General features: G+C 55.4%; 25 protein-coding genes and 3 tRNA genes. 11 read left to right on the plus strand and 17 right to left on the minus strand.

What is annotated here, in order from left to right:
* Window positions 1–81 precede the first annotated feature (81 nt).
* Window positions 82–1,905: a phosphogluconate dehydratase gene (gene edd, locus QV747_RS13240; protein ID WP_273431599.1), complete on the minus strand. Its 1,824-nt coding sequence runs from the start codon at window positions 1,903–1,905 to the stop codon at window positions 82–84.
* Window positions 1,906–2,204: 299 nt separating this feature from the next.
* On the opposite strand from edd, the gene zwf reads away from it, so the two are divergent.
* The 7 genes from zwf (at window position 2,205) to lpdA (ending at window position 13,439) form a co-directional block, all read left to right on the plus strand.
* On the plus strand, window positions 2,205–3,659 hold the full coding sequence (zwf, locus tag QV747_RS13245; protein ID WP_028449560.1) for a glucose-6-phosphate dehydrogenase: 1,455 nt from the start codon (window positions 2,205–2,207) through the stop codon (window positions 3,657–3,659).
* A 74-nt stretch (window positions 3,660–3,733) separates the two neighbouring features.
* Complete coding sequence (gene pgl, locus QV747_RS13250) at window positions 3,734–4,429, plus strand: 6-phosphogluconolactonase (protein WP_273431601.1); 696 nt, start codon at window positions 3,734–3,736, stop codon at window positions 4,427–4,429.
* A gap of 86 nt (window positions 4,430–4,515) precedes the next feature.
* The gene (gene hexR, locus QV747_RS13255; protein WP_028449562.1) at window positions 4,516–5,358 is read left to right on the plus strand and encodes a transcriptional regulator HexR; all 843 of its coding nucleotides are present in this window, start codon (window positions 4,516–4,518) and stop codon (window positions 5,356–5,358) included.
* Between the two features lie 43 nt (window positions 5,359–5,401).
* Window positions 5,402–7,048, plus strand: coding sequence for a glucose-6-phosphate isomerase (gene pgi / locus QV747_RS13260; protein ID WP_028449563.1), 1,647 nt, complete (start codon window positions 5,402–5,404; stop codon window positions 7,046–7,048).
* Between the two features lie 102 nt (window positions 7,049–7,150).
* Window positions 7,151–9,808, plus strand: coding sequence for a pyruvate dehydrogenase (acetyl-transferring), homodimeric type (aceE, locus tag QV747_RS13265; protein ID WP_028449564.1), 2,658 nt, complete (start codon window positions 7,151–7,153; stop codon window positions 9,806–9,808).
* Between the two features lie 94 nt (window positions 9,809–9,902).
* Window positions 9,903–11,555, plus strand: coding sequence for a dihydrolipoyllysine-residue acetyltransferase (gene aceF, locus QV747_RS13270; protein ID WP_273431604.1), 1,653 nt, complete (start codon window positions 9,903–9,905; stop codon window positions 11,553–11,555).
* 90 nt (window positions 11,556–11,645) lie between these two features.
* Complete coding sequence (lpdA, locus tag QV747_RS13275; protein WP_273431606.1) at window positions 11,646–13,439, plus strand: dihydrolipoyl dehydrogenase; 1,794 nt, start codon at window positions 11,646–11,648, stop codon at window positions 13,437–13,439.
* 113 nt (window positions 13,440–13,552) lie between these two features.
* Here lpdA and QV747_RS13280 read toward each other — a convergent pair whose 3' ends face one another.
* Window positions 13,553–14,542: a M48 family metallopeptidase gene (locus QV747_RS13280; protein WP_273431607.1), complete on the minus strand. Its 990-nt coding sequence runs from the start codon at window positions 14,540–14,542 to the stop codon at window positions 13,553–13,555.
* Entirely contained in the window at window positions 14,542–15,612 is a 1,071-nt protein-coding gene (locus tag QV747_RS13285) for a YjgN family protein (protein ID WP_273431609.1), read from the minus strand. Before QV747_RS13285 ends, QV747_RS13280 begins: the two co-directional genes overlap by 1 nt.
* A gap of 405 nt (window positions 15,613–16,017) precedes the next feature.
* Between QV747_RS13285 and QV747_RS13290 the strand changes: the two genes are divergently transcribed.
* The gene (locus QV747_RS13290; protein ID WP_028449568.1) at window positions 16,018–16,200 is read left to right on the plus strand and encodes a hypothetical protein; all 183 of its coding nucleotides are present in this window, start codon (window positions 16,018–16,020) and stop codon (window positions 16,198–16,200) included.
* Window positions 16,201–16,266: 66 nt separating this feature from the next.
* Here QV747_RS13290 and QV747_RS13295 read toward each other — a convergent pair.
* From QV747_RS13295 to QV747_RS13310, 4 genes are all read right to left on the minus strand, one after another.
* A tRNA-Glu gene (locus QV747_RS13295) sits at window positions 16,267–16,341 on the minus strand.
* A gap of 36 nt (window positions 16,342–16,377) precedes the next feature.
* A tRNA-Glu gene (locus QV747_RS13300) sits at window positions 16,378–16,453 on the minus strand.
* Window positions 16,454–16,502: 49 nt separating this feature from the next.
* Window positions 16,503–16,578: transfer RNA gene (locus QV747_RS13305), tRNA-Ala, on the minus strand.
* A gap of 94 nt (window positions 16,579–16,672) precedes the next feature.
* Window positions 16,673–17,473 (minus strand): outer membrane protein assembly factor BamD, encoded by an 801-nt coding sequence (locus tag QV747_RS13310; protein ID WP_081986337.1) that lies wholly within the window; start codon window positions 17,471–17,473, stop codon window positions 16,673–16,675.
* Here QV747_RS13310 and rluD point away from each other — a divergent pair.
* Window positions 17,472–18,527, plus strand: a complete 1,056-nt coding sequence (gene rluD, locus QV747_RS13315) for a 23S rRNA pseudouridine(1911/1915/1917) synthase RluD (RefSeq protein WP_273431613.1) — start codon at window positions 17,472–17,474, stop codon at window positions 18,525–18,527. The two genes, QV747_RS13310 and rluD, sit on opposite strands and share 2 nt — an antisense overlap.
* Window positions 18,520–19,257, plus strand: coding sequence for a peptidoglycan editing factor PgeF (gene pgeF / locus QV747_RS13320; protein WP_273431615.1), 738 nt, complete (start codon window positions 18,520–18,522; stop codon window positions 19,255–19,257). The genes rluD and pgeF overlap by 8 nt, the downstream gene beginning before the upstream one ends.
* 52 nt (window positions 19,258–19,309) lie before the next feature.
* Here the strand turns inward: pgeF and QV747_RS13325 are convergent, their stop codons facing one another.
* From QV747_RS13325 to QV747_RS13335, 3 genes are all read right to left on the minus strand, one after another.
* Window positions 19,310–20,062: a Hint domain-containing protein gene (locus QV747_RS13325; protein WP_273431617.1), complete on the minus strand. Its 753-nt coding sequence runs from the start codon at window positions 20,060–20,062 to the stop codon at window positions 19,310–19,312.
* Window positions 20,063–20,151: 89 nt separating this feature from the next.
* Entirely contained in the window at window positions 20,152–20,559 is a 408-nt protein-coding gene (locus tag QV747_RS13330; RefSeq protein WP_273431620.1) for a hypothetical protein, read from the minus strand.
* 78 nt (window positions 20,560–20,637) lie between these two features.
* Window positions 20,638–20,850 (minus strand): polymorphic toxin-type HINT domain-containing protein, encoded by a 213-nt coding sequence (locus QV747_RS13335; RefSeq protein ID WP_273431622.1) that lies wholly within the window; start codon window positions 20,848–20,850, stop codon window positions 20,638–20,640.
* 191 nt (window positions 20,851–21,041) lie between these two features.
* Between QV747_RS13335 and QV747_RS13340 the strand changes: the two genes are divergently transcribed.
* Window positions 21,042–21,980 (plus strand): ZIP family metal transporter, encoded by a 939-nt coding sequence (locus QV747_RS13340; RefSeq protein WP_273431624.1) that lies wholly within the window; start codon window positions 21,042–21,044, stop codon window positions 21,978–21,980.
* 63 nt (window positions 21,981–22,043) lie between these two features.
* Here the strand turns inward: QV747_RS13340 and QV747_RS13345 are convergent, their stop codons facing one another.
* From QV747_RS13345 to fliO, 7 genes are all read right to left on the minus strand, one after another.
* A complete protein-coding gene (locus QV747_RS13345; RefSeq protein ID WP_273431625.1) occupies window positions 22,044–22,610 on the minus strand; it encodes a GNAT family N-acetyltransferase in 567 nt (188 codons plus the stop codon).
* A 1-nt stretch (window position 22,611) separates the two neighbouring features.
* Window positions 22,612–22,872, minus strand: a complete 261-nt coding sequence (locus QV747_RS13350) for a hypothetical protein (RefSeq protein ID WP_273431626.1) — start codon at window positions 22,870–22,872, stop codon at window positions 22,612–22,614.
* Window positions 22,873–23,081: 209 nt separating this feature from the next.
* Window positions 23,082–23,870 carry a GTP cyclohydrolase FolE2 gene (gene folE2 / locus QV747_RS13355; RefSeq protein ID WP_273431627.1) on the minus strand — a complete coding sequence of 263 codons (789 nt, stop codon included), beginning with the start codon at window positions 23,868–23,870 and terminating at the stop codon, window positions 23,082–23,084.
* A 114-nt stretch (window positions 23,871–23,984) separates the two neighbouring features.
* Window positions 23,985–24,776, minus strand: a complete 792-nt coding sequence (fliR, locus tag QV747_RS13360) for a flagellar biosynthetic protein FliR (protein ID WP_047390836.1) — start codon at window positions 24,774–24,776, stop codon at window positions 23,985–23,987.
* Complete coding sequence (fliQ, locus tag QV747_RS13365) at window positions 24,777–25,046, minus strand: flagellar biosynthesis protein FliQ (protein WP_028449576.1); 270 nt, start codon at window positions 25,044–25,046, stop codon at window positions 24,777–24,779.
* 3 nt (window positions 25,047–25,049) lie between these two features.
* Window positions 25,050–25,808 carry a flagellar type III secretion system pore protein FliP gene (gene fliP, locus QV747_RS13370; protein ID WP_273431628.1) on the minus strand — a complete coding sequence of 253 codons (759 nt, stop codon included), beginning with the start codon at window positions 25,806–25,808 and terminating at the stop codon, window positions 25,050–25,052.
* Window positions 25,798–26,259, minus strand: a complete 462-nt coding sequence (gene fliO / locus QV747_RS13375) for a flagellar biosynthetic protein FliO (RefSeq protein ID WP_273431630.1) — start codon at window positions 26,257–26,259, stop codon at window positions 25,798–25,800. The genes fliP and fliO overlap by 11 nt, the downstream gene beginning before the upstream one ends.
* Between the last annotated feature and the right edge of the window lie 2 nt (window positions 26,260–26,261).

Genomic DNA, 26,261 nt, shown 5'->3' on the forward strand with positions numbered 1-26,261 from the left:
GTCAGCAAGGTTTTTAAATCGACTGGCGCATCTCCTCACACCCCAGTCGCACGCTACTTATTATTATCAAGCGGACTGATTTTAGTGAGCCAGCCCTAAGCTCAATGCACCATCTTCTGCACCAGTGGCAGCGGCACGGAAGCTGGCAAACAATTCACGCCCCATACCATGACCGTTTTTCGCCATATCGGCGGTTGCCACTTCGCGGGCATCCCATTCAGCCTGATCCACTTTGGCCACCAATTCACCGGTTTCAGCATTCAGCAAAATCACATCGCCGGTGCGGACTTTGCCCAGCGGACCGCCCGACACCACTTCTGGCGTGATGTGAATTGCAGCCGGCACCTTGCCAGACGCGCCCGACATGCGGCCGTCGGTCACGAGCGCCACTTTGAAACCACGATCCTGCAACACGCCCAGCGGCGGCGTCAGCTTGTGCAGCTCTGGCATCCCATTGGCACGCGGGCCCTGGAAGCGTAGTACAGCAATGAAGTCTTTTTCCAGCTCGCCACGTTTAAACGCCGCCAGCACATCATCTTGATCATCAAACACAATCGCAGGTGCTTCCACCACGCGGTGCTCAGGTGCCACCGCCGAGGTTTTGATCACGGCACGGCCCAAATTACCTGACAGCAATTTGGTACCGCCATCGGCCTGGAATGGATTGCTCGCCGGGCGTAGCACGTCGGCATCGCCGCTTTCAGTTGGTGCATCACGCCATACTGCCTGGGTATCTTGCAGGAACGGCTCTTGCGCATAGCGGCGCAGACCATACCCAGCTACGGTATATACATCTTCATGCAGCAAGCCCGCATCGAGCAATTCGCGAATCAGATAACCCATGCCACCAGCCGCATGGAAATGATTCACATCGGCCGAGCCATTTGGATACACCTTCGCCAGCAGTGGAATAATGGCCGACAGGTCGTTAAAGTCTGACCAATTAATAATGACGCCAGCCGCACGGGCGATCGCCACCAAGTGAATGGTGTGATTGGTCGAGCCACCCGTCGCCAGCAACCCGATAATGCCGTTGACGATGGCTTTCTCATCAATCACTTTGCCGATTGGCAAATATTCATTACCCAGCGAAGTGATCGCCGCCGCACGCTTGGCGGCCGCTGCAGTCAGCGCATCACGCAGCGGAGTGCCTGGATTGGTAAACGCCGCACCTGGCAAATGCAGACCCATGATTTCCATCAGCATCTGATTGGAGTTGGCCGTACCGTAGAAAGTACAGGTACCTGGACCATGGTAGCTGCCCTCTTCCGAAGCCAGCAGCGCTTCGCGCCCTACCTTGCCTTCAGCAAACAGTTGGCGGGTTTTGGCTTTCTCTTTATTCGAAATGCCCGAAGCCATGGGACCAGCCGGCACGAAGATGGTCGGCAAATGACTGAACTGCAGGGCGCCAATCAGCAAACCTGGCACGATCTTGTCGCACACACCCAAACAGAGCGTGGCATCAAACATATTGTGAGAGAGTGCCACCGCCGTCGACATGGCAATCACATCGCGGCTAAACAGCGACAATTCCATGCCGGGCTGACCTTGGGTCACGCCATCACACATCGCAGGCACGCCGCCGGCAAATTGTGCAGTAGCGCCCGCTTCGTTCGCGGCTTTTTTGATAATGGCTGGAAAGGTTTCGAAGGGCTGATGCGCTGACAACATCTCGTTGTAGGCTGACACAATGGCGATATTGGGCTGGCGCATTTCGCGCAACATGATCTTATCGCCCTCAGGCATTGCCGCCCAAGCATGAGCCTGATTGGTACAGGCCAGACCTTTGCGCACCGGCTCTTTACTGGCCGCCTGCTCCATCCGCTCTAGGTAGCGAGCCCGGGACTCTTTGCTGCGCTCAATAATTCGCTGGGTAACTTCAACCAAAGCAGGATGCAGGGACATGGAAAGAACTCCGATTTTTTGTAACTAAACCGTCTATCAAACGACTTATGAAATTTAGCGTAGTTTTACTACAATCAAGCCATTTCGACAAGCAAAACTCTTAACAAAGTCAATTCGTTGCAGTGCAGCAAGGCCTTACTCGACAAAGGGTTTCGCTGTGCAAGGCTTGCACCGCATTAGTGCAAACCAGTACGCAACAAATTCGTTTGCTAGCGAGTTTGTGCTTGTAGTAAGATTACAAAGCTTACTATGCTTGGCGGATTGTCAAGCCCCCAATTCCAACTGAGGATGTTTGGCTCATGACTGCAATCGATGCTTTCGACATTGTGTTTTTTGGCGGTACTGGTGACCTCGCTCTGCGCAAGTTGCTCCCGGCCCTTTATCATCAGGATCAAGATGGCAATCTGCCAGCACAAGGTCGCATCATCTGTCTGGGCCGCAGCCCGTCAGACACCGCAGGCTATGTCGAAAAAGCCCACGCTAAAGCGAAAGAATATCTCGGCAGCCATTATAACGAAAATGACTGGACCAAGTTTGCCAGCCGTATCGAATACCTGAAAGTCGATGCGCACACTGAAGCCGATTTCGTGGCGCTGGCCGAAACACTGAACAAATTCCCCGGCCGCGAGCGCGTTTTCTACCTCTCGACAGCTCCTGATTTCTTTGCCCCCATCGCCAAAAATCTGGCAGCCCAAGGCCTGAACGAAGGGAATTCCCGTGTTGTGCTGGAAAAACCACTCGGCCACGATCTGGAATCATCTAACAAGATCAATGACGAAGTCGGCGAATACTTCACCGAGAAGCAAATTTACCGCATCGACCACTACCTGGGTAAAGAGCCAGTACTGAATCTGATCGCGCTGCGCTTTGCCAACACCCTGCTCGAGCCACTGTGGCGCCGCGAATGGATTCGCGATGTGCAAATTACCGTGACCGAACAAGTGGGCGTGGAAACCCGTGCCGACTTCTACGACAAAACTGGCGCGCTGCGCGATATGGTGCAAAACCACTTGCTGCAGCTGCTGACCATCGTCGCGATGGAGCCGCCAGCTTCGATTGATGCCGACGCAGTGCGTGACGAAAAACTGAAAGTATTGCGCGCCCTGAAACCACTGAGCGTGGACGACGTAAAAACCAAAGTGGTGCGTGGTCAATACCGTGCTGGTGCCGTTGCCGGCAAACCGGTAATTGGGTATCAGGATGAACCAGGCGTACCTGCGGGCTCAAAAGCCGAGACGTTTGTGGCCTTGAAAGCCGAGATCGAAACCTGGCGCTGGGCGGGTGTACCGTTCTTCCTGCGTACCGGTAAACGTCTATCTGAGCGCCTGGCCCAGATCGTAATCAACTTCCGCGAAGCACCAACTTCGATTTTCGGTAAAAACCTCGGCCAACCTAACCGTCTGGTGATCGAGCTGCAACCGGATGAGTCAGTACGCCTGTACCTGCTGGCCAAAGAGCCGGGCAACCAAACCCGCCTGCGTCAAGTGTATCTGGATCTGGACTTCAAAGAAACCTTCGCCACTCGCAGCCCTGAAGCCTACGAGCGTCTGTTGATGGACGTGATCCGTGGCGACCTGTCGCTGTTCGTGCGCCGCGATGAGCAACAAGCCGCATGGCGCTGGGTTGAGCCGATTATCGAATCATGGGAAACCAGCCCGGAAGGTCCAAAAACCTACACCGCCGGCACCTGGGGCCCAGCCGCTTCTTCGGCACTGCTATCCCGCGATGGCCTGTGCTGGTACGAAGAAGCCTAACTTACCCCCACCCAGTAACATCCTCAAGACCATGCCTAGCATGGTCTTGACGCAAATACCCTCAGGAGTTTTCGATGGCCTTGCAATGGCATGAATTTGACAGCAAAGACCAACTGGATCAACAACTGGCCAGCACCATCGCCAGCGCCTTGGCAGCCGCCATTTCGGCCCGTGGCAGCGCCGGCCTTGCCGTATCAGGCGGGCGCACCCCAGCCGGCATGTTTAAAGCGCTGCGCAACGCTGCCATCGACTGGTCGCGCGTGGCGATCACGCTGGTGGATGAACGCTGGGTGCAACCCGATCATGCCGACAGCAATGAGCGCCTAACCCGCGAAAACCTACTGCAAGATGGCGCCGCGGCTGCGACGTTTATTTCACTGGTGAATCACGAAGCCACGCCCCACGCTGCCCTGACGAGCATTGAGGCCCGCTTGGCGGCCCTGCCTAGCCCAATTGATGTGGTGATTCTGGGCATGGGCGATGATGGCCATACCGCCTCGCTTTTCCCAGCCGCAGCCGAGCTGGAAGCGGCCTGTGCATCCGGCAATTTGCTGGCGGCCGTGACGCCACCGGTAGCGCCACATCAGCGCATTACCCTCACGCTGCCCACCATCGTAAAGAGCCCGAATGTCATCGTCCACATCACCGGCGAAGGCAAAAAAGCCCTGCTCAACGATGCGATGCAAGCCCAAGTGAGCCTCACCGAGCAATACCCGATCCGCCGTGTGCTGGATCAGGTAGCGACGGCACAGGTGTTCTGGGCGGCTTGATCAGCCATGCACAGCCGCACTTTTCTTCCACTTACCGCCCAGCCACAAGCTGAGCGTGCACACTCGCCCCTGCGAGGACGGATCCCATGCTAGAACGCATCAAAACTGTCTTGGACTCGCTGTCCAAATCGGAACGTAAAGTCGCTGAACTGGTGATTGCCCAGCCGAATCTGGTGGCCAATGCGCCGATTGCCCAGATTGCGGACATGGCCGATGTCTCCCAGCCAACGGTGATCCGTTTTTGCCGCTCGCTCAATTGCTCTGGCCTGCAGGATTTCAAGCTGCGGCTCACCCGCTCGCTAGTTTCAGGGGTGCCGTATGTGCATTCAATGGTATCGGCGGATGATTCGGCTCACGATCTGGCGCGCAAATTGTTTGATAACAATATTTCGCATTTGCTGCGCTGCCGCAATGAGCTGGATACCGAAGCATTGGAACGCGCGATCAAAGTGCTGTCTAACACCCACAAGATCGAAGTCTGGGGGCAAGGTCAGTCAGGTGCGGTGGCCATTGATGCCCAAAACAAATTCTTCCGCCTTGGCGTGCCCACGGTGGCCTACACCGACCCGCATATGCACGGCATGAGCGCCTCAATGCTCAAACCGGGCGATGCCGTGGTGGCCGTATCAAACTCGGGCCGCACGCTGGATATGCTGCGCTCGGTCGAGATTGCCCGCGATGCCGGTGCCGATGTGATTGGCATTACCCACAGCAAATCGCCACTGGCCAAACGCTGCAATATTTGCCTGTACGCCGACACCATGGAAGACCCGGATCTGTACACGCCAATGATCACGCGGATTGTGCATTTGGTGATTATTGACGTACTGGCCGTTGGTGTGGCACTCAAACGCGGCCCTGAGCTGATCGATCAGCTCGAAAAAATGAAACGCAATATGAAAGAAAAACGAGTCCGCGGCCATGAGTAAGCGGGCGAAAAATAAAAACATTGTTCCACAAGGAAACGAGTCGATGTCGAAACTGACTTCTTCGCCTGCCTGGCAGGCGCTGGCTGAGCATTTCCAGCAAATCCAGCCGCTGCACATGCGCGATATGTTCGCCGAAGATCCACAGCGTTTTGAGCGGTTTTCACTGGAAACCGGCGGTCTGTTCTTCGATTACTCGAAGAACCGGGTTAACGAAACCACGATGCGTCTCTTGATGGATCTGGCGCGCCAAAGTGGGCTGGAAAACCGTATCAAGCAGATGTTTGCCGGCGAGAAGATCAACATCACCGAAAACCGTGCGGTTTTGCACGTGGCGCTGCGTAATCTGGATAAAAATCCGCTAATCGTCGATGACGAGGACGTAATGCCGAAAGTGAATGCGGTGAAAGAGAAGATGTTCCTCTTCTCGGATCAAATTCGCTCAGGCGAGCGCGTGGGCTACACCGGCAAAGCCTTCACCGATATCGTCAATATCGGCATTGGCGGCTCGGATCTGGGCCCCTTGATGGTGTGCCATGCGCTGAAAGAATACGGCCATGCGCGCCTGAATATGCATTTTGTTTCGACCGTGGATGGCGATCAGATTGTTTCGACGCTGAAAAAGCTCAACCCAGAAACCACGCTGTTTATCGTTGCATCGAAAACCTTCACCACACAGGAAACCATGACCAACGCCCGCACCGCGCGCAAATGGTTCTTGGAGCGGGTGGGCAACGAAGCTCACATTGCCAAGCATTTTGTGGCGGTATCGACCAACAGCAAGGCTGTTTCCGAATTCGGGATCTCGCTCGACAATATGTTCGAATTCTGGGATTGGGTCGGCGGCCGCTACTCGCTGTGGTCAGCCATCGGCCTGGCGATTGCCATCTATCTGGGTAAACACAATTACCAAGATTTGCTGCATGGTGCGTACACCATGGATGAGCATTTCAAAACCAAACCGCTGGAGCAAAATCTGCCCGTCATCATGGGCATGTTGGGCGTGTGGTATTGCAATTTCTTCAATAGCAAAACTCAGCTGATTTCACCGTACAACCAGTGTCTGTATCGCTTCCCGGCCTATCTGCAACAGCAGGATATGGAATCCAACGGCAAGTCGATTGATTTGGATGGCAATCGTGTGGATTACGCGACCGGCCCGATTGTCTGGGGTGATACCGGCATTAACGGCCAGCACGCTTATTATCAGCTGCTGCATCAAGGTACCGAGCTGGTGCCGATCGATTTTATCGCCACCATCGAGCATCCCGACGTGCCAGAGCCGCACGACACGATTCTGATGGCGAATTTCTTCGCGCAAACCGAAGCCTTCATGCGCGGAAAAAACGAAAGCGAAGTGCGCGCCGAGCTGACCAAGCTGGGCATTGTGGGTGAAGCACAAGAAAAACTGGTGGCGCATAAGATTTTCGAGGGCAATCGCCCCACCACCACCATTCTGATGCAACGCCTGACACCACGTCGTTTGGGCGCCCTGATTGCTCTGTATGAACACAAAGTGTTTGTGCAAGGCACGGTCTGGAATATCAACTCCTATGACCAGTGGGGTGTCGAGCTAGGCAAACAGCTGGCAAAGCTGATTGAAACCGATCTGACCACCCCAGGCCTGACCGTAGGACACGATTCGTCCACCAATGGCCTGATTAACTATTTCAAACGCAATACACCGCGCTAAAAACAGGGCGCAGGCAAACCCTGCGCCACTACTGTCCGGCCACATGAACCGGACAAGACCCAGTGTGATTTCAAAATAACCCACTCACAAGGTAGATATACGATGGCAGATCAGATTCATGACCATGATCCACTTGAAACCAAAGAATGGCTGGATGCGCTGCAAGGCGTCATCGCAGCTGAGGGTGCCGAGCGCGCCCACTTCCTGGTGGAAAAACTGGTAGATCAAGCCCGTCAAGACGGTGTAAATATCCCCTACACCGCCACTACGGCGTACATCAACACGATCCCGGCACACCTGCAAGCCAAACACCCCGGCAATCCAACGCTGGAAGAGCGTGTACTGGCCTACACCCGCTGGAATGCCGCTGCGATGGTAGCGAAAGCCAATCGTGATGCAGCCGAACCAGGCGGCCACATTTCATCGTTTGCCTCGGCAGCCACCTTGTACGATGTGGGCTGGAACCACTTCTGGCATGCGGCCAATGAAAACCACGGTGGTGACTTGGTGTATTTCCAAGGCCACTCTGCCCCGGGGATGTATGCCCGCGCCTATCTGGAAGGCCGGATCAGCGAAGAGCAACTGAATAAATTCCGCCGCGAAGTGGATGGTGACGGTCTGTCGTCTTACCCACACCCATGGCTGATGCCCGATTTCTGGCAATTCCCGACCGTATCAATGGGTCTGGGTCCGCTGATGGCGATCTACCAAGCTCGCTTTATGAAATACCTCGACGATCGCGGCTTCAAACAAAAAGGCGATCGTAAAGTATGGTGCTTCTGCGGTGACGGCGAGATGGACGAACCAGAATCACTGGGCGCGATCTCTCTGGCTGGCCGTGAAAAACTGGACAACCTGATTTTCGTGATCAACTGCAACTTGCAGCGTCTGGATGGTCCAGTGCGTGGTAACGGCAAGATCATTCAAGAGCTGGAAGGCGATTTCCGCGGTTCAGGCTGGAATGTCGTGAAAGTGATTTGGGGTTCAGGCTGGGATGCGCTGCTGGCCCAAGACAAGAAAGGCCTGCTGCAAAAACGCATGATGGAAGTGGTCGATGGTGAATACCAGACCTACAAATCGAAAAACGGCGCCTACGTGCGTGAGCATTTCTTTGGCAAATACCCAGAGCTGCTCGACCTCGTTGCCAGCATGACCGATGACGACATCTGGAAACTGACTCGCGGTGGTAACGACCTGTTTAAAGTTTACGCAGCCTACAAAGCCGCAGTAGAACACAAAGGTCAACCAACCCTCTTGCTGGTTAAAACCGTTAAAGGATTCGGTGTGGGCGCTGCAGGCGAATCACAAAACACCGCGCACAACACCAAAAAACTGGGCGACGACGATCTGCTGCACCTGCGTGATCGCTTCAACGTACCACTGACTGACGAAGAAGCCAAAGCGTGCAAGTTCTATCGCCCAAGCGAAGACAGCCAGGAATACAAATACATGATGGAACGTCGCGCAGCACTGGGCGGCTTTATCCCATCGCGTAAACCGGTGAATGAGCCACTGGAAGTGCCACCACTGGACGCTTTCAAAGCCCTGCTGGAAAGCTCTGGCGAGCGCGAAATGTCGACCACCATGGCCTTCGTGCGCTTGCTGAACACCCTGGTGAAAGACAAACAAATCGGTAAACGTATCGTGCCGATCGTTCCAGACGAAAGCCGTACCTTCGGTATGGAAGGCATGTTCCGTCAATTGGGCATCTGGTCACACGTAGGTCAGCTGTACGAGCCACAAGATGCCGACCAACTGATGTTCTACAAAGAGTCGCAAACCGGTCAGATCCTGCAAGAAGGGATTAACGAAGCTGGCGCGATGTCAGATTGGATCGCCGCCGCAACAGCCTACGCGAATCACGGCCACACCATGATTCCGTTCTACATCTACTACTCGATGTTCGGTTTCCAACGGATTGGTGACCTGGCTTGGGCCGCCGGCGATTTGCGCGCACGCGGCTTCTTGGTTGGTGGTACCGCCGGTCGCACCACGCTGAATGGTGAAGGTCTGCAACACCAGGATGGTCATGGCCACCTGTTTGCCGAGTTTATTCCGAACTGCGTATCGTACGATCCAACCTTCGCTTACGAGCTGGCGGTGATTGTGCAAGACGGTATGCGCCGGATGTACCAAGACCAAGAGAACATCTACTACTACCTGTCAGTCATGAACGAAAACTACACCCATCCAGCCATGCCGGCGGGTGCAGAAGCGGGCATTCTGAAAGGTCTGTACAAATTCAAACAAGGCGAAGCCGGCAAGCTGAAAGTTCAGCTGATGGGCTCGGGTACCATCTTCCGCGAAGTGATCGCGGCAGCCGATCTGCTGAAAAACGATTTCGGCATTGATGCCGACATTTGGTCAGCGCCAAGCTTTAACGAACTGCGTCGTGACGGTATGGCCGCCACCCGCCACAACTATCTGAACCCAACCGAACCAGCACGCGTGCCTTATGTGACCGAGTGCCTGAAAGACGCGCAAGGTCCAGTGATTGCTGCTACCGACTACAAACGCACTTATGCCGACCAGATTCGCGAATACGTTCCGAACCGCTTTGTCGTGCTGGGTTGCGATGGTTTCGGTCGCTCAGCCAGCCGCTCGGAACTGCGCAGCTTCTTTGAGGTAGATCGTTACCACGTAGCGGTAGCTGCGCTGAAAGCACTGGCCGACGAAGGCCAGCTGCCAGCAGCGAAAGTGGCCGAGGCGATTGCCAAGTATGGCATCCGCACCGACCGTCCAGCACCATGGACCGTGTAATAGGTTAAGTGAGACCAGCCTGCCGGGGTATACCCTTCTCTGGCAGGCTGAATGAGCAACGGCGGGCAATACCCCCACCTCACAGGATTCAGACATGAGCAATATTATTGAATTGAAAATCCCGGACATCGGCGGCCACGCGGGCGTTGAAGTCATTGAAGTGTTCGTCAAGGCTGGCGACACCATCGAAAAAGAACAATCACTGATCACCCTCGAAACAGACAAAGCCACCATGGAAGTGCCGGCCACCGAAGGCGGTGTCGTAAAAGAAATGAAGATCAAAGTCGGCGACAAAGCCTCAGAAGGCGATGTTGTCCTGTTGCTTGAAGTGGGTGCGGCTGCCGCCGCCCCTGCCCCAGCTGCTGCGGCGGCTCCGGCAGCAGCACCAGCCGCTACACCAGCACCTGCGGCTACGCCTGCCGCTGCAGCGCTGGTTGAAGTGCATGTGCCGGATATCGGCAATTTCGACGCAGTGGAAGTGATTGAAGTCAATGTCAAAGTGGGCGACACCATCGCGATTGACGACGGCCTGATTACGCTGGAATCTGACAAAGCCAGCATGGAAGTGCCATCAACGGCGGCCGGCGTAGTTGAAAGCATCGCCGTAAAAGTTGGCGATAAAGTCGCACAAGGCGCTTTGGTACTGACCGTGCGCTCTAGCGCGGCAGCAGCTGCGCCTGCGGCAGCGCCGGCTCCAGTCGCCGCCCCTGCTCCGGTAGCAGCGCCCGTTGCAGCGGCTCCAGCCGCAGCAGCTCCAGTAGCAGCGCCAGCAGCAGTCGCGTCTGCGCCAGCTAAGTTTGACGAAGCGAACTTCAACAAAGCGCACGCTTCACCATCAGTGCGTAAATTTGCGCGCGAATTGGGCGTGGATTTGAGCAAAGTAGCCGGTAAAGGCCCGAAAGGCCGCATCTTGCACGAAGACGTTCAGTCCTTCGTGAAATCGGTGATGACCAGCGCAGTGGCTTCTTCCTTCGCAGCAGGTTCTGCACCAGCAGCTGCCTCACTGGGCGGTGGCCTGGATCTGTTGCCATGGCCAAAAGTCGATTTCGCCAAATTTGGCCCGATCGAAACCAAGCCATTGTCACGCATCAAGAAAATTTCTGGCGCGAACTTGCACCGCAACTGGGTGGTTATCCCGCACGTTACATTCAACGACGAGTGCGATATCACCGAGCTGGAAGAATTCCGCAAGCAAGTGGGCAAAGAGTGGGAAAAATCAGGCCTGAAGATCAGCCCATTGGCCTTCATCATCAAGGCTGCGGCTGAAGCGCTGAAAGCCTTCCCAGAAATGAATTCATCGCTCGATGGCGACAATCTGGTGCTGAAACAGTACTACCACATCGGCTTTGCGGCCGACACGCCAAATGGCTTGGTGGTTCCGGTGATCAAAGACGCCGACAAGAAAGGCCTGAAAGAGATTTGCAAAGAGTTGACCGAATTGTCGCTCGCAGCACGCGAAGGCAAACTCAAGCCAACCGATATGCAAGGCGCGACGTTCACGATTTCAAGCTTGGGCGGCATCGGCGGCACCAGCTTCACCCCAATCGTGAATGCACCAGAAGTCGCGATCTTGGGCGTGTGCAAATCGCAAATCAAACCAGTGTGGAACGGCAAAGAGTTTGCACCACGGCTGATGTGCCCACTGTCGCTGTCGTTCGATCACCGCGTGATCGATGGCGCGCAAGCGGGTCGCTTCACCGTGTATCTGGGCAAATTGCTCAGCGACGTTCGCCGCTTGATTCTCTAATTCTGCGAGGCGTGAGAGCCGGGGTATTGCTCTACAGAGCAATACCCACAATTGCTCCCACCTCATACCCTTGACCTCACAGGACAAAAAATGAGCAATACAATCGAACTGAAAGTACCCGATATCGGCGGCCATAGCGATGTGGCCATCATCGAGGTCTTTGTGAAAGCCGGCGATACCATCGCCGTTGAAGAAAGTCTGATCACCCTGGAAACCGACAAGGCGACCATGGAAGTGCCCGCCACTCACGCCGGCGTGATCAAAGAAATGAAAGTCGCCGTCGGCGACAAAGTGTCAGAAGGCAGCGTGATCGCCATCGTGGAAGTGGCCGCGAGCGCCGCTGCGCCAGCCCCTGCCGCTGCTGCCCCAGCTCCGGCGGCCGCACCTGCCGCTGCGCCTGCAGTTGCCCCAACTGTTGCACCCGCGGCCGGCCAATACGCTGGCGCGGTGGACATGGAAGTGGATATGATGGTCTTGGGCGCAGGCCCTGGCGGCTATTCTGCAGCTTTCCGCTCGGCTGACTTGGGCATGAAAACCGTGATCGTTGAACGTTATGGCTCACTCGGTGGCGTGTGCTTGAACGTGGGTTGTATTCCATCGAAAGCCTTGCTGCACAATGCAGCGGTGATCGATGAAGTAGCCCACTTGGCCTCCAACGGGATCAAATTTGGCAAACCAGAAGTCGATATCGATGGTCTGCGTGGCTACAAAGAAAAAGTCATCAACAAGCTCACTGGCGGTTTGGCGGGTATGGCCAAAATGCGTAAAGTTGAGCACGTGCGCGGTATCGGTACTTTCCTTGATGCCAACCACATCGAAGTGCAACTGACTTCGGGCACGGGCAAAGATCTGACTGGCGAGAAGAAAGTCATCAAGTTTGCCAAAGCGATTATCGCGGCCGGTTCGCAAGCGGTGAAATTGCCGTTCATTCCGAACGATCCACGCATCGTTGATTCAACGGGCGCGCTGGAACTCAAATCTGTTCCAAAACGCATGTTGATCATCGGCGGCGGTATTATCGGTCTGGAAATGGGTACGGTGTATTCAACACTGGGCGCGCGTCTAGACGTGGTTGAATTGTCGGATGGCCTGATGCAAGGCGCGGATCGTGACTTGGTGAAAGTATGGCAAGACTGGAATAAACACCGTTTTGACAACATCATGTTGCAATCGAAAACCACCAGCATTGAGCCAAAAGCAGACGGCATCTGGGTGACGTTTGAAGGCCCGAAAGCCCCTGCCGAAGCACAATGCTACGACTTGGTATTGTATTCAACTGGTCGCTCTCCAAACGGCAAGAAAATCGGCGCCGAAAACGCTGGCGTGATCGTTGACGAGCGTGGCTTTATCGCCGTAGACAAGCAAATGCGCACCAACGTGCCGCACATCTTCGCGATTGGCGATTTGGTGGGCCAACCTATGCTGGCGCACAAAGCCGTACACGAAGCGCACGTGGCAGCGGAAAACGCCGCGGATCACAAAGCGTACTTCGACGCGCGCGTGATTCCAGGCGTAGCCTACACCGATCCAGAAGTGGCTTGGGTGGGTTTGACCGAAGATCAAGCGAAGAAAGAAGGCATCAAGATCACCAAGGGCGTATTCCCATGGGCCGCTTCGGGCCGTGCGATTGCCAATGGTCGTGATGAAGGCTTTACCAAGCTGATTTTCGACGCTGAAAACGGCCAAATCCTCGGCGGCGCGATTGTGGGCCCGCACGCTGGCGACATGATCGGTGAAGTGTGTTTGGGCATCGAAATGGGCGCGGATGCAGTCGACATCGGCAAAACCATTCACCCGCACCCCACCATGGGCGAGTCGATTGGTATGGCCGCCGAAGTGGCCAAAGGCGTGTGTACCGACCTGCCACCACAACGCAAGAAATAAGCGCAGACACTGCGTAAATAAAAAAGCCACGGCATGCCGTGGCTTTTTTGTGGCTGACTTAATTGCAACGATTGAGGCCGCCGCAGTTAGCTCATCGCAGCCTACGCCGAGACTCAAGGCTGCCGCAATGTGCGCAAGCGTTCTGCCGTTGCCGGATGCGTGGCCAGTAGCTCGGGCACTTCAGTATGCGCAGGCTGGCTGCCGACGAGTTTTTCCAGCGCATCGGCCAGCAAAGCTGGCGATTTCCCTTGCGCGCGCAGGCGCTGGGCGGCGAACTCATCCGCTTCGCGTTCAAATTGGCGGGTATAACCCAGTTGCACCACCAGCGCAGCCATGGCCGCAACATTACTCACCGCACTGGGCGCATCCCCCAGCACCACCGCGGCAATCAGGCCCAAACCGGCCGCCTGATAGACATTCCGTAGCCCATGTTGGCGCTCAACATGCCCCATTTCATGCAGCAAGACCGCGATAATTTCATCGTCGCTCAAGAGCGTGGCTAGCTGATCCGTGACCACCACTTGCCCACCCGGCAAGGCAAAGGCATTGGCGCCTACGCTGGACAAATCATAAAAATGCAGCTGATACGGAAAATGGCTCGCTTGCGTTTGTGCCTGCCAGCGCTGCTGCAAAGCCTGCTGGCGTGCCGGCGGCAGCTGGCTGCGTTGCAATCCAATCCCGAACTTAGGCAGCGAAGCCAGGGTGGCCTCACCCAGCATGGCTTCGAGCTTCACTGGGGTGAGCTTGGCCGCCAGATGCGCGGCCAGCGGCATACCTTGCCAATAAAGCAGCACCGCCGCCAGCACAATCCCCAACACCGCCAGTACACTGTAGCGCCAACGCGCCTCCAGTTGCGCCAGTGGCTGCTGACCTTGGCCGAGTAATTCGGCCAAGGCCTGTGCCGCCGGGCACTCCAGCACCGCCCCATCAGGCAGGTTTAGCCGAGCTGGCAGATTGCCCAAGATGGGCTCTAGGGCGCAGGCCGCCAATGGCACTTGCCGTTCCCAACCTTCGCCAAGGATTAGCAGGTGCTCATCCACGCGGCTTAATTGCACCGTAAACAGGTGGCTGCTATGCCCATCCAGATAGCTGGCGCTCAGCATTAGATCGCTAAATCCACATCAAAAAGATCAGTGGCTTCGGCGCCTACCGCCGAGCCGGCATTTTGCACTACGGCATTAAATTGATTGAGCCCTTCTGGCGCTTGCAGGCTCATGCCATTCAGGCGCATGCGACTTTGCGCCACTTTTAACCATGGCAAGGCAAGGCCGAACGTGAGCACCACCAAAGGCAAGCGCCACGCCATCATGCCGCCATATGCCCAGGGGCTGGCCTGACTATCAAAGCTCACCGCCCCCAGTGCGGTTTGCCGCCAGCCAAAATTGGCCTGCGCCAAACGTACGGCTGCTGCGACCACACTAAAACCGACCAGCATCACGATATAGCCAATCACCAACGGCAAAATCGCAGCGATCAGCAGCGCCGGATTGCTTTTATTCAGCTCGCTCAAATTCACGCCCGCGCCAAAAATCGTCGCGCCGGCAGTAAAGGCAAAACCCAGCCCCACCACCAGCATCACGCCCAAGCCGGCCAAGGCCGCGCGATAGTAGCCCCCCACCGCCGAACCCAGCTGGCTAAAGCGCTGATCGCCAAAGCTGGCATGATCCACCACAAAACGGAACTGCTGATGCTGCACATAAGGCAAGGCCAGCCCTAGGGAAGGAATCAGCAACAGCGGTAGCAGCAGGTAATTTTTGACCGCGCCCCACACCGTGCCATGAAAATCAAAAGGCACATTGCGATAACGGGTTTGGCGCAGATTAAACCGGATACTGCGCACGATCATCCATGGCAACACCAGCAGGAATAACAGCCCAAACAGCCCGCCCAGTAACGGATGCAGATTCGAGCCAACGGCATACAAGGCAAAGAAGGCAAAGGCAATCAGGCGACCAATCAAAATCTTCACCGGCTGCGCGGTGTAATCAAAGCGTGAGCCAGCCAGCTCGGTATTGCCATAAAAGTACTTCAAACGCCGCACTTTGGCCCAGGCCGAATATATGCCCAGGGTGAGGACGCTGAGTAACAGATTCACAATCCAGATCCGGAAATACTCGCCACCTTGTCCATGAAACTGGATCGCCCAGCGATTGCTCTGCATCTGCTCGTCCATCCCCTGCCCCTTAATTATGCAAAAACCATCATATTATTTTCACGTAAGGCACTACACAAGCTGGATGACAGGCATGTTGCTTTGCCGGCGGCGCAAAGCTAGGCGGCAAAACTTGCCTGTGCGCGCCAGCATCTGCTCCGCCCGGTTAGCCAGCATGTTGCAAAGCCGCAGCAACACAGCGGCGCAGTAGATTTAGCAATCAGCAGGTATAGCCATCAAAATCAATAGAATAGATAGGCACATAGATATACCCATACCCTGTATGAAATAACCTAAGCCGAAATGACCGACGGCAGCAGCAAGAAATCGTGCAGTGCAATAAATTGGGAAAACGGTTAGCAGTAATCCGTCGATGGCACGTTTTATGCTCTGTAGTGCGCGTCGAACCCGCAAGAGGTAGGCATCATGGCAAGTAGCGACAACAGCAACAGCACCAAACAGCTCACGCATCAGCGTTTGAGCCACGAAATCACGCATGAGTTGGAGCAGTGTTTATCACTCTGCCAGCAATTGCAGATCGATTTCTATGCCTGTTTGGCCCACGCCCGCATCGAATTCGATAAACATCAGCGCGAACCAAGCGCCTGAGGCCGTAGCAGTAGATAAAATCAACGCAGAAATGAAAAAAGACACCCACAGGTGTCTTTTTTATTGTGGCGTCCCCACGGGGAATCGAACCCCGGCCGCCGCCGTGAAAGGGCAGTGTTCTAACCGCTAAACTATGGGGACTTAACTGGTAAGTCAATGTGTGCTGGCCGCCTAAACTGGCGTCCCCACGGGGATTCGAACCCCGGTTATCGCCGTGAAAGGGCGGTGTCCTAGGCCTCTAGACGATGGGGACTGCGTACAACTAACTTCGTCAGGCTGTCACACACTCACTTTGTATTCTTTGGTGGAGGTAAGCGGGATCGAACCGCTGACCTCTTGCATGCCATGCAAGCGCTCTCCCAACTGAGCTATACCCCCAAAAGAGATGCACATAATAGTTACGCATCTCAGTCGCGTCAAGCTTTTGCTGCAATATTTTTGATCTAATTGCACAAAAGCTTGATTCAGCAACTTAAATTGGCGCCCACCAGTAAGCGTCGCTCGCTACTTCCTGCTCATGCGCTTTGCTATTTGGGAAGTTCTTCAGCAGCACGCGTTTAGCATCATCACGATAATCGGTCATGCCCAGCTTATCGTAAGCCTGATACATCAGCCCCAGCGCGCCTTCCACTTGCTTGGTATTGCTGTAGTTATCAATCAACGCTTTGCCGCGATTGGCTGCGGCAAGATACGCGCCGCGCTTGAAATAGTAGCGGCCGACGTGCAATTCGTAATTGGCCAGCGCGCCGATCAGATACCCCATCCGCAGCTGGGCATCGCGGGCATATTTACTTTCAGGAAAGCGGGTGACCAATTCACGGAATGCATTGAATGACTCTTTGGCCGCTTTGGGATCGCGCTCGGACATATCTTGCTTAGACAGTACCGACAAGAAGCCTTGCGACTCATTAAACGTCACCAGCCCTTTCAGGTACATCGCGTAATCCAGGCTTGGATGAGTTGGGTTTTGCTTCATAAAGCGATCAATTGCCGCCAGCGCCAGCGCGGGCTCCTGATCTTTGTAATAGTTGTAGGCGGTTTCCAGCTGGGCTTGCTGGGCATATTTACCATATGGGAAACGCGCTTCCAACCGCTCGAATAATTGATTCGATTTAGTGAAATTGCGGCTGGCCTGCTCGGATTTAGCTTCATTGAACAGCTTGTCCGCCGACCAGTTTTTCGTTTCATCGTTGGTGCTGCCGGTGCTGGCACAACCTGCCACTAAACCGATCAGCAAGGCAGAAACGAGGATTCGAGGTAGAATCTTATTCATGATGCAATCCGATATTGAACTCGACGATTATAACGACTTCGCAGACACCCGTGTGCTGACTGTGCCCGCCGACCTAGCTGGCACCCGGCTCGACGCGGCGCTGGCGAAGATTTTGCCTGATTTCTCCCGCTCACGCATGGCCGGCTGGATTAAAGACGGACAGGTTTTGCTCGATGGCGCCCCCGCCACCACCAAAACCAAGCTCTGGGGCGGTGAAACGCTCACCGTCTCCATTCAGCCCGATCCCAATGAAGTGGCGTATGTGGCCGAAGATCTGCCACTGGAAGTGCTATATGAAGATGCAGCGCTGCTGATCATCAACAAGCCAGCCGGCTTGGTGGTGCACCCCGGCAACGGCAACTGGGAAGGCACACTATTAAATGCCCTGCTGTTTCACTACCCCGAAGTGCGCAGCATTCCACGCGCTGGCATTGTGCACCGGCTGGATAAGGACACCAGCGGCTTGATGGTGGTGGCGCGCACGCTGCAAGCGCAAAACCATCTGGTGAAGCAACTGCAAGAGCGCACGGTAAAACGCCACTATCTGGCGGTGGCCAGTGGCGAAATTCGCCGCGATGGCACTGTGGATGCGCCCATTGGCCGCCACCCGAAAGATCGCACCAAAATGGCCGTGATTCACAGCGGCAAAGAATCGATCACCCATTATCTGGTGCTGGAAAAATTTGCTGGCTACACCCTGATTGAATGCCGCCTGGAAACCGGCCGCACGCACCAGATTCGCGTGCATATGGCGCACCTGAAACACGCCCTAGCGGCCGACCCGGTTTATGGCACCCCGCCACGGCTGGATATCTCGCCCGAGGTGCGACTGGCGCTGGAAGAACTCAATCGGCAAGCCCTGCATGCGCGCAAACTCTCGCTCGTGCATCCGGTGACTGGCAAAACCATGGAATGGAAAGCGCCAACGCCATTCGATCTGGAACAGCTGATCGGCACTTTGCGCGCCGAATTGGCCATGGCCAATGATGCCGACGAAGATGATGATGACGAAGATGACGACCACGACTGCGAAGTGATCTACACCCGTGAATAATCCCACGCCTGCCTTCTACACCCCCAACTGGCCAGCCCCGGCCCGTGTGCGCGCCCTGCAAACCACGCGGCTGGGCGGCCACAGCCTGCCGCCCTATGCCAGCCTGAATTTAGGCCAGCACGTGGGCGATGATCCGCAGCAGGTTGCGGCCAATCGTGCCATCGTGGCCGCCGCCTGCGGCAGCCAGCCCCGCTGGCTCAATCAGGTACACGGGGTGGCGGTAGTCGATGCGGCCGCCATCACCCAGCCGGTGGATGCGGATGCCAGCTACAGCCGCACGCCGGGCGTGGTGAGCGTGGTGATGACCGCCGATTGTCTGCCACTACTGTTTTGCGACCGTGCCGGCACCGTGGTCGCCGCAGCGCACGCGGGTTGGCGCGGTTTGTGTCATGGAGTGATTGAAGCCACAGTCGCCAAAATGGATTGCCCCGCCAGCGAGATCCTCGTCTGGCTCGGCCCCGCCATCGGCCCGAGCGCCTTTGAAGTCGGCGACGAAGTGCGCGCGGCTTTTATGGCCATCGATGCACAAGCCGAGCAAGCTTTTGTGACACAAGGTGGGGGTAAATGGCTGGCGGATATCTATCTATTGGCGCGCCAGCGATTACATACCCTGGGTATTACTGCGATTTATGGTGGTGACCAATGTACGGTGACGCAAGCTGAAACCTACTTCAGCTATCGCCGCGATGGGCAAACAGGGCGTTTGGCAAGTTTGATTTGGCTGGAATAATTCATTCTTACCGAAAAACCAAGGGCACTGATGCGCCCTTTTTCATTACAAACTAGCTCGCCACTTTCACGTATTGCCCCGCCCAAACCCCAGCTTCACCGACACAATAGCCCTGCCCATCTGCAAGCTCCAGATGATAGACCGGCTGTCTCAAGGTACGGTCTAGGCTTCTGTGAATTTCCCACATACCTTCATGATCAAAAATGGATGTATCTTCATTACCAAATCCCGAAAATGGCACTACAGCCTCCCATTGTCGAAACAATGGATAAGACCAAAGATTACATCCATCGCGAAAATCAACGATATGTGCCTCGGTGGCATCGGGCATGCCCAGAATATCCGTTCTGACCCAGCCTAAACCCGCCACAGGCGTGCGCCACACCGGCCAGACTTGTTGCACCGTCCCGATGCCGCCAGTGGGCAATAGCAGATCCAGATCGGCGCTTAACTCAGCCGCTTCCATCCATCCGCGGCCATTGACCCAGAAAGAGTGCTTGGCCGTAACATACAGATGATGAATCGGTTTGTCTTTCTTCAAATGATCTTCGGCCGCCAGCGTGTACTTCACCACCCAGATTGCCTGTGCATCAGTCACAGAAACGGTCTTGACGGGCTGATACGACGGCGCTTGGCTCTGCTCGCTCAACACCAGTACTAACTCACCAACCTGAATCTCGTCGATGTGCTTTAAGCCCTGCGCGGTATGCACCACAGTACCTGCAATTAATCCGCAAGGTTGCAGCGGATCATCTCTGCGCTCGCCCATTCGGGCCTCGATCTCGTTTTCCAAAAGAAACGGCATATGAATTCCTGTACTCGAATCAAATAGCGCGACAAGCCATGCGATACACAACCACCAGGCTTGCCCACCTCAGATCTATGACCGACTGATCAATTTGCACTCACCACCCAAACACCCATCTCGCCGACGTAGTAGCTGTGAAAGTCTTCGACCTCGATGTTGTACGCCGTCGTACGGTACACCGGAAACTCGAATTCGTCGCCCTTACCTTCCAGTGCTTCGTTGTACACCAACTCTGGGAATATCCGCATATCGGTCGTTGGTCCTGCTGGGCCAAACTCAACCAAGCGGCCATCCAGATCATATTGCCAAGCCTCGGGAGCTCCATTTCCTTGGATAAAGCCCACTTGTTCCTTTTCGGTCTGCGCCAGATAAAGCGATTTGGTCACCACAACCAAATCACCATTGGCCAACTCAAGCACCATGCCGGGTTCGAGCAGGTCGGCGCGGCGCCACACATCATGTGGCGTGTATTCATCGAATACAAGCAGCTCCAAACCACCTGCTTGTTGCTCGCAGCGCCCACGAACCCAGAAGGGGTGATTTCGGGTGCAAGTCAGAAAACCTTTCCATGCCTATGGCTGTGGTTTATCGCATGATCGCATCCAGCCAAATTGAAGATACCAAATTTCCTTGTCTTCAAAACGAAGCGTTTTCAGTACCCGCTTATAGGCCGTATCACCCTGACCGGATTCATCCTTCGCCAATACCCAGTCCCCGACTTGCAACGACTCGATCGCTCGCAAACCGTCCTTGGTATGCACCAAGGTGCCCATCACAAAACCCATCTTGCACCCCCGTGCTATCAAACACTGAGGATTAAATATGCCGAGCTAGCTTGTCAAAGCCTAGCGCCCGCATGTCGCTCAAATGCGTAGCCTCGCCCGCATGCAAAGCAAACCTAGCGAAGATGAGAACCTTTCTCATGCCGAGCACAAGCTTTTTATGATACAGTGTTGCATCTGCAGGATTTTTACCGATGTCGACATTAAGCTGGATCATTACCATGAGCCTGCTGGGCAGCGTGCTCAGCGTATTGGCCGCCGCGGCGATGGCGTATTTAGCCAAGCCACACTGGATTCCCAAACTGGTTTCTTTCGCCGTGGGCGCTCTGCTGGCGGCGGTATTTCTAGAGATTTTGCCGCACGCCTTCGGGGCGCATGGCGGACATGAGGGTCACGCGCATGGCGCGAGCGAGCTGTCATTGTTGACTGACGTGCAGCATGCGGCCTCCCAAACCGTACAGGCAGCGGTTGAACATGCGCCACACGCCAGCCCGGAAGCAATTTCGGTCACGATTTTGCTCGGGATTTTTATCTTTTTCATCATGGAAAAGCTGGTGATTTGGCGGCATTGCCATCACGAGGCGTGTGAAGAATTAGCGGGTAGCGCGCACGAACACCAACATAGCGAACATCACGGTCATTCGCACGGGCACGGGCACGGGCACAGCCATGGCAGCGAGCATGGCCGCGCCGGCATGATGATTATGGTCGGCGATACGCTGCATAATTTCTTGGATGGCGCGGTGATTGCGGCGGCGTTTATGGCCGATACCTCGGTTGGCATTGCCACCGCCGTGGCGATTATTGCCCACGAAATCCCGCAAGAAGTCGGCGATTTTATCGTGCTGCTGCATTCGGGCTATAGCAAGGCCAAGGCGCTGCTGTTTAATTTGCTCTCATCGCTGGCGGCGCTGGCTGGTGGTTTGCTGGCGTATTTCTCGCTCAGCGTGGTGGAAACTGCGCAGCCCTATTTGCTGGCGCTCGGTGCGGCTAGCCTGATTTATGTGGCGATTGCCGATTTAATCCCGACCTTGCACAAACGTCCGCACATCAAAGACACCCTACACCAGGTACTGCTGATGGTAGCCGGGGCGATGCCGATTGCGCTGGTGCATCACTTTATGCCGCACTAAGCGCGCGTCGCCGGATACATCGGCAGGTATCAGCATAAAGGCCAATCATTGATTGGCCTTTGTTTATATACCCCTGATAAATTGTTCTTTCTGCAAGCGATACAAGCAATGCCGCCGCAGTGGATGATCGGCCGCTAAGACCGGATGGTCGAACTCGCCCGCCGCATCGAGCTGCATACCAAGGCGCTGCATCAAGGCTTGCGAGCGCTGATTACTCAGCGCGGTAAACGACACGATTTCATCCAGATTCAATTGCGTAAAGCCAAACTCCAGCGCGGCGGTCGCGGCCTCACACGCCAGCCCTTGCCCCCAGTACGGCTTTGCCAGTCGCCAGCCGATTTCCACGCAGGGCATAAACGGCAGCGCTACACGCGGGATATTTAGCCCCGTCATACCGATAAATTCACCGCTGTCGCGCAACTCCAGCGCCCAAAAGCCCCAGCCATGTTCATGCAAACGTTCGCGAAATAATGAGATATAGGCTTCACTTTCACTAGGGCTCAGCAATGCTGGAAAATAACGCATCACGTCTGGATCGGCACTCATGGCCGCAAAGGCCGGCAAATCTCTAGCGCGCCAATCGCGCAAAATCAGCCGCTCGGTCATGAGCGTCACCACGGGCTGGCTCATCTCAAGCCCCTGCGGATTTGTCGCTTGGGGGATTGTCGCTGGCGGCGCCGGTCTCAAGCGCAGCTTGGCGAGCGGCCTCACGCGCGGCGAGGTCGGCCGCGCGGGCCGCTTTGCCTCGTTGCACACTGCGGCGCAAAGCCAAAATACCCCAGGTAGGTAATACCGCCAAGAATATGAAATAAAAGAGCCCGACGGTAATACTCCCCGCCCCGAGCGACATCATAATCACAACAAACAAATACCCAATCAAAATGATATACATATCGCCCACTCCAAAACAAAAGGCTCCTAAGGAGCCTTTGAAGATGTTGATGATACTTCACAATGAATACCAAGCTAAGCTCAATGGGCTAGCGAGCCAGCGCAGTTTGGGATTCACACGGAGTGCAGACACCGGAATGGGCATGACGTCCATGAGGATGTCGAGCACCGGCTGAATCCAAAATGCAATGGCGCAGCAGCCCAGTGAATTTAGCGGCGTTTGTCGTGTTCGATCAGGGCATACGCCGAATGATTGTGAATCGACTCAAAGTTTTCCGCCTCCAGCACATAGGCCACAATCCGCGGCTCGGCATTCAGGCTGGCGGCCACGTCGCGCACCATGTCTTCGACAAACTTCGGATTATCATACGCGCGCTCGGTCACGTATTTTTCATCGGTGCGCTTAAGCAAGCTAAACAGCTCGCACGAGGCTTGCTGCTCAACCAAGGTCACGATTTCTTCGATCCAGATATGCTCGCCCAGCACCGCATCCACGGTGACATGTGAGCGCTGATTGTGCGCGCCATAGGCCGAGATTTTTTTCGAACATGGGCACAGGCTGGTTACCGGCACCAGCACTTTCAGGCGCTGGGTAAAGACGTCATTTTTCAGCTCGCCAATCAGGGCGACTTCATAATCCATCAGGCTTTGCACGCCAGACACCGGCGCGGTTTTGTTGATGAAGAATGGGAAACGCATTTCCAGATAGCCTGAATCGGCCTCTAACTTGTCGCACATCTCGCGCACCATGTCTTCCAGCGCTTCCACCGAGATTTCTTTTTCGCGGCTATTGAGGATTTCCAGAAAGCGCGACATGTGGGTGCCTTTGAAATGCTGCGGCAGGTACACATACATATCAAAGGTGGCCACCGTGTGCTGGACGCCATCGGCCCGGTCTGCGACCTTGATCGGGTGACGGATCGATTTCACGCCCACTTTATTGATGGCGATGTTGCGCACATCGGGGCTGCTTTGCACGTCGGCAATCGTTGCGCTCATGAGGATCTCTCAATGTGTATTCAGGGTGAAATTATATCAGAGGCCAATACCCGATTAAACCACTCGGGTATTGCATTTTTCAATGGGCCTGATTGCCAGAGGATATGAGCGGGTTTATTTGGGCTGACCAAAGGCCTGCAAAATCTGGGCAATCACCTTGCTGCTGGTGGCGAGCAAGGTCTCGATTTGCGGCCCCAACAGGGGCAAAGAATAATATAAGGCCGCAAAGCCAATTCCCAAGGTGAGCGGGAAACCAATCGCAAAAACGTTCAGTTGCGGCGCGGCCTTGGTCATTACCCCGATGGCCAGGTTGGTGATCAGCAAGACTGCCAGCACCGGCAAAGACAGCAAGACTCCGGTGCGAAAAATCACCCCGCCATACAGCGCCAACAGCTCAAAACCCCGCGCATTCAATTGCACCTGCCCCACCGGCAGCTGGATCAGACTTTCCAGCAAGATGCGTAGCATCAGCAAATGGCCGTTTACTGCCAGAAACATCAACAGCATTAATAGACTTAAGAGCTGCGCCACCGCCAGCGTATTGCTGGCATTTTGCGGATCGTAAAATGAGGCAAAACCCAACCCCATCTGCAAACCAGCCAGATGCCCGGCCATTTCCACCGCGGTAAAGGTCAGCCGCATTACAAAGCCCATCGCTACCCCAACCAGCAGCTCGCGCATGGCAATCAGCATGCCATCGGGCGACACCACCGGCACACTGGGCATAGGCGGCAGCGCTGGCGCCACCACAATGGCCAGTGCAATCGCCAAAGGCACCCGCACGCGGATAGGAATACGGCGGCTAGAGAAAAACGGATCGGCCAGCATCAGGCCGAGAATGCGCAGAAATGGCCACCAGAATAGCGCCAGCCAGAGCTCGATTTGCGCCTGTGTAACAACCCACATTTAGCCAATCACTTGCGGAATGCTCTGATACAGGCGAATGGTGTAATCCATGATCAGCTCCAGCATCCATGGCCCGGCCAGCACCAGCACCACAAAGGCCACCAGTAGCTTAGGGATAAACGACAGTGTGGCCTCATTGATCTGGGTGGCGGCCTGAAAAATACTCACCAACAAACCCAGCACCAGCGTGGCCAGCAACACCGGTCCACACAACAGCACCATCACTTCCATGGCTTTTTGCAGCAGGGTGACGACCATTTCCGGGCTCATGCGCTAGCCTCCCACGTAAAAGCTTTGCACCAGCGAGCCCATCAGCAGTGTCCAGCCATCAACCAGCACAAACAACATCAGCTTGAAGGGCAAGGAAATCATCACGGGCGAAACCATCATCATCCCCATCCCCATCAAGATACTGGCCACCACCAGATCAATAATCAGGAAAGGAATAATCACCATAAACCCAATCTGAAACGCGGTTTTCAGCTCGCTAGTCACAAAAGCCGGCACCAACACCCGCAAGCTCACATCTTCCGGCCCTTGCGGCGCTTTGGCCCCCGACACCTCGAGAAAGAAGGCCAGATCTTTTTGCCGGGTTTGCTTGAGCATAAAGTCTTTGAGCGGCACCGCGCCTTTATCCAGCGCTTCGTTAAAGCTGATCTGGTTGGCGCTATAGGGCTGATAAGCCGTGGTGTAGATTTTGTCGAACACCGGCGACATCACAAAAAAAGTCAGGAATAAAGACAGCCCCACAATCACCTGATTGGGCGGGCTTTGCATGGTACCCAGCGCTTGGCGCAGCAGCGATAACACAATCACAATGCGGGTAAAGGCGGTCATCATCAGCAAGATGGCCGGAATAAACCCCAGCGCGGTCATAAACAGCAGGGTTTGAATCGGCAGCGAATAGGCCGTCCCTCCCGCGGTTTGCGTTGAAGTCATAAAGGGTATACCTGCCGGCTCGTTCGCCAACAAGGCGGGGGACAATATACCCAGCAGTAGTATTAGCAATAAGCGAGCACGATCAGCGCGCATCAGAGCCTCCATCCGGCTTGGTATTCAGGCCGCGCTTGGCCAGTGCCGCCTGCAGCCACTGGGCAAAAGCCGGCGCCACCGGCGTTGCGGCGGGCAATTCTGGTGGCTCACTCAGCGTGTGCAGTAGGTTGATTTGCTGGCTAGTCACACCCAGCACCAGCCATTGGCCACCCACCTGCACTACTACTACCCGCTCACGCGGGCCCACCATCACCCCAGACACGACTTTCAATGGCCCCTGCAAACCTTGCGGCAAGAGCGAGAATCGGCGCACCAGCCACGCCGCCCCCACAATCAGCAACAGAATAAAGCCCAGCGCCAGCATCACCTGCAGCAAAGAGCCAACGCCACTCGGCGAGCTGCTGGCTAAGGCAGGGCCGCTGGCGGCGGCCCAAACGGACAACGGCAGCCCGCTAAGGCTGCCGCTCACTAAAATTGGCAAAATACGCATCG

This window comes from uncultured Chitinibacter sp. (assembly GCF_945957625.1).
In the GTDB taxonomy this organism is placed as follows: Bacteria; Pseudomonadota; Gammaproteobacteria; order Burkholderiales; family Chitinibacteraceae; genus Chitinibacter; species Chitinibacter tainanensis.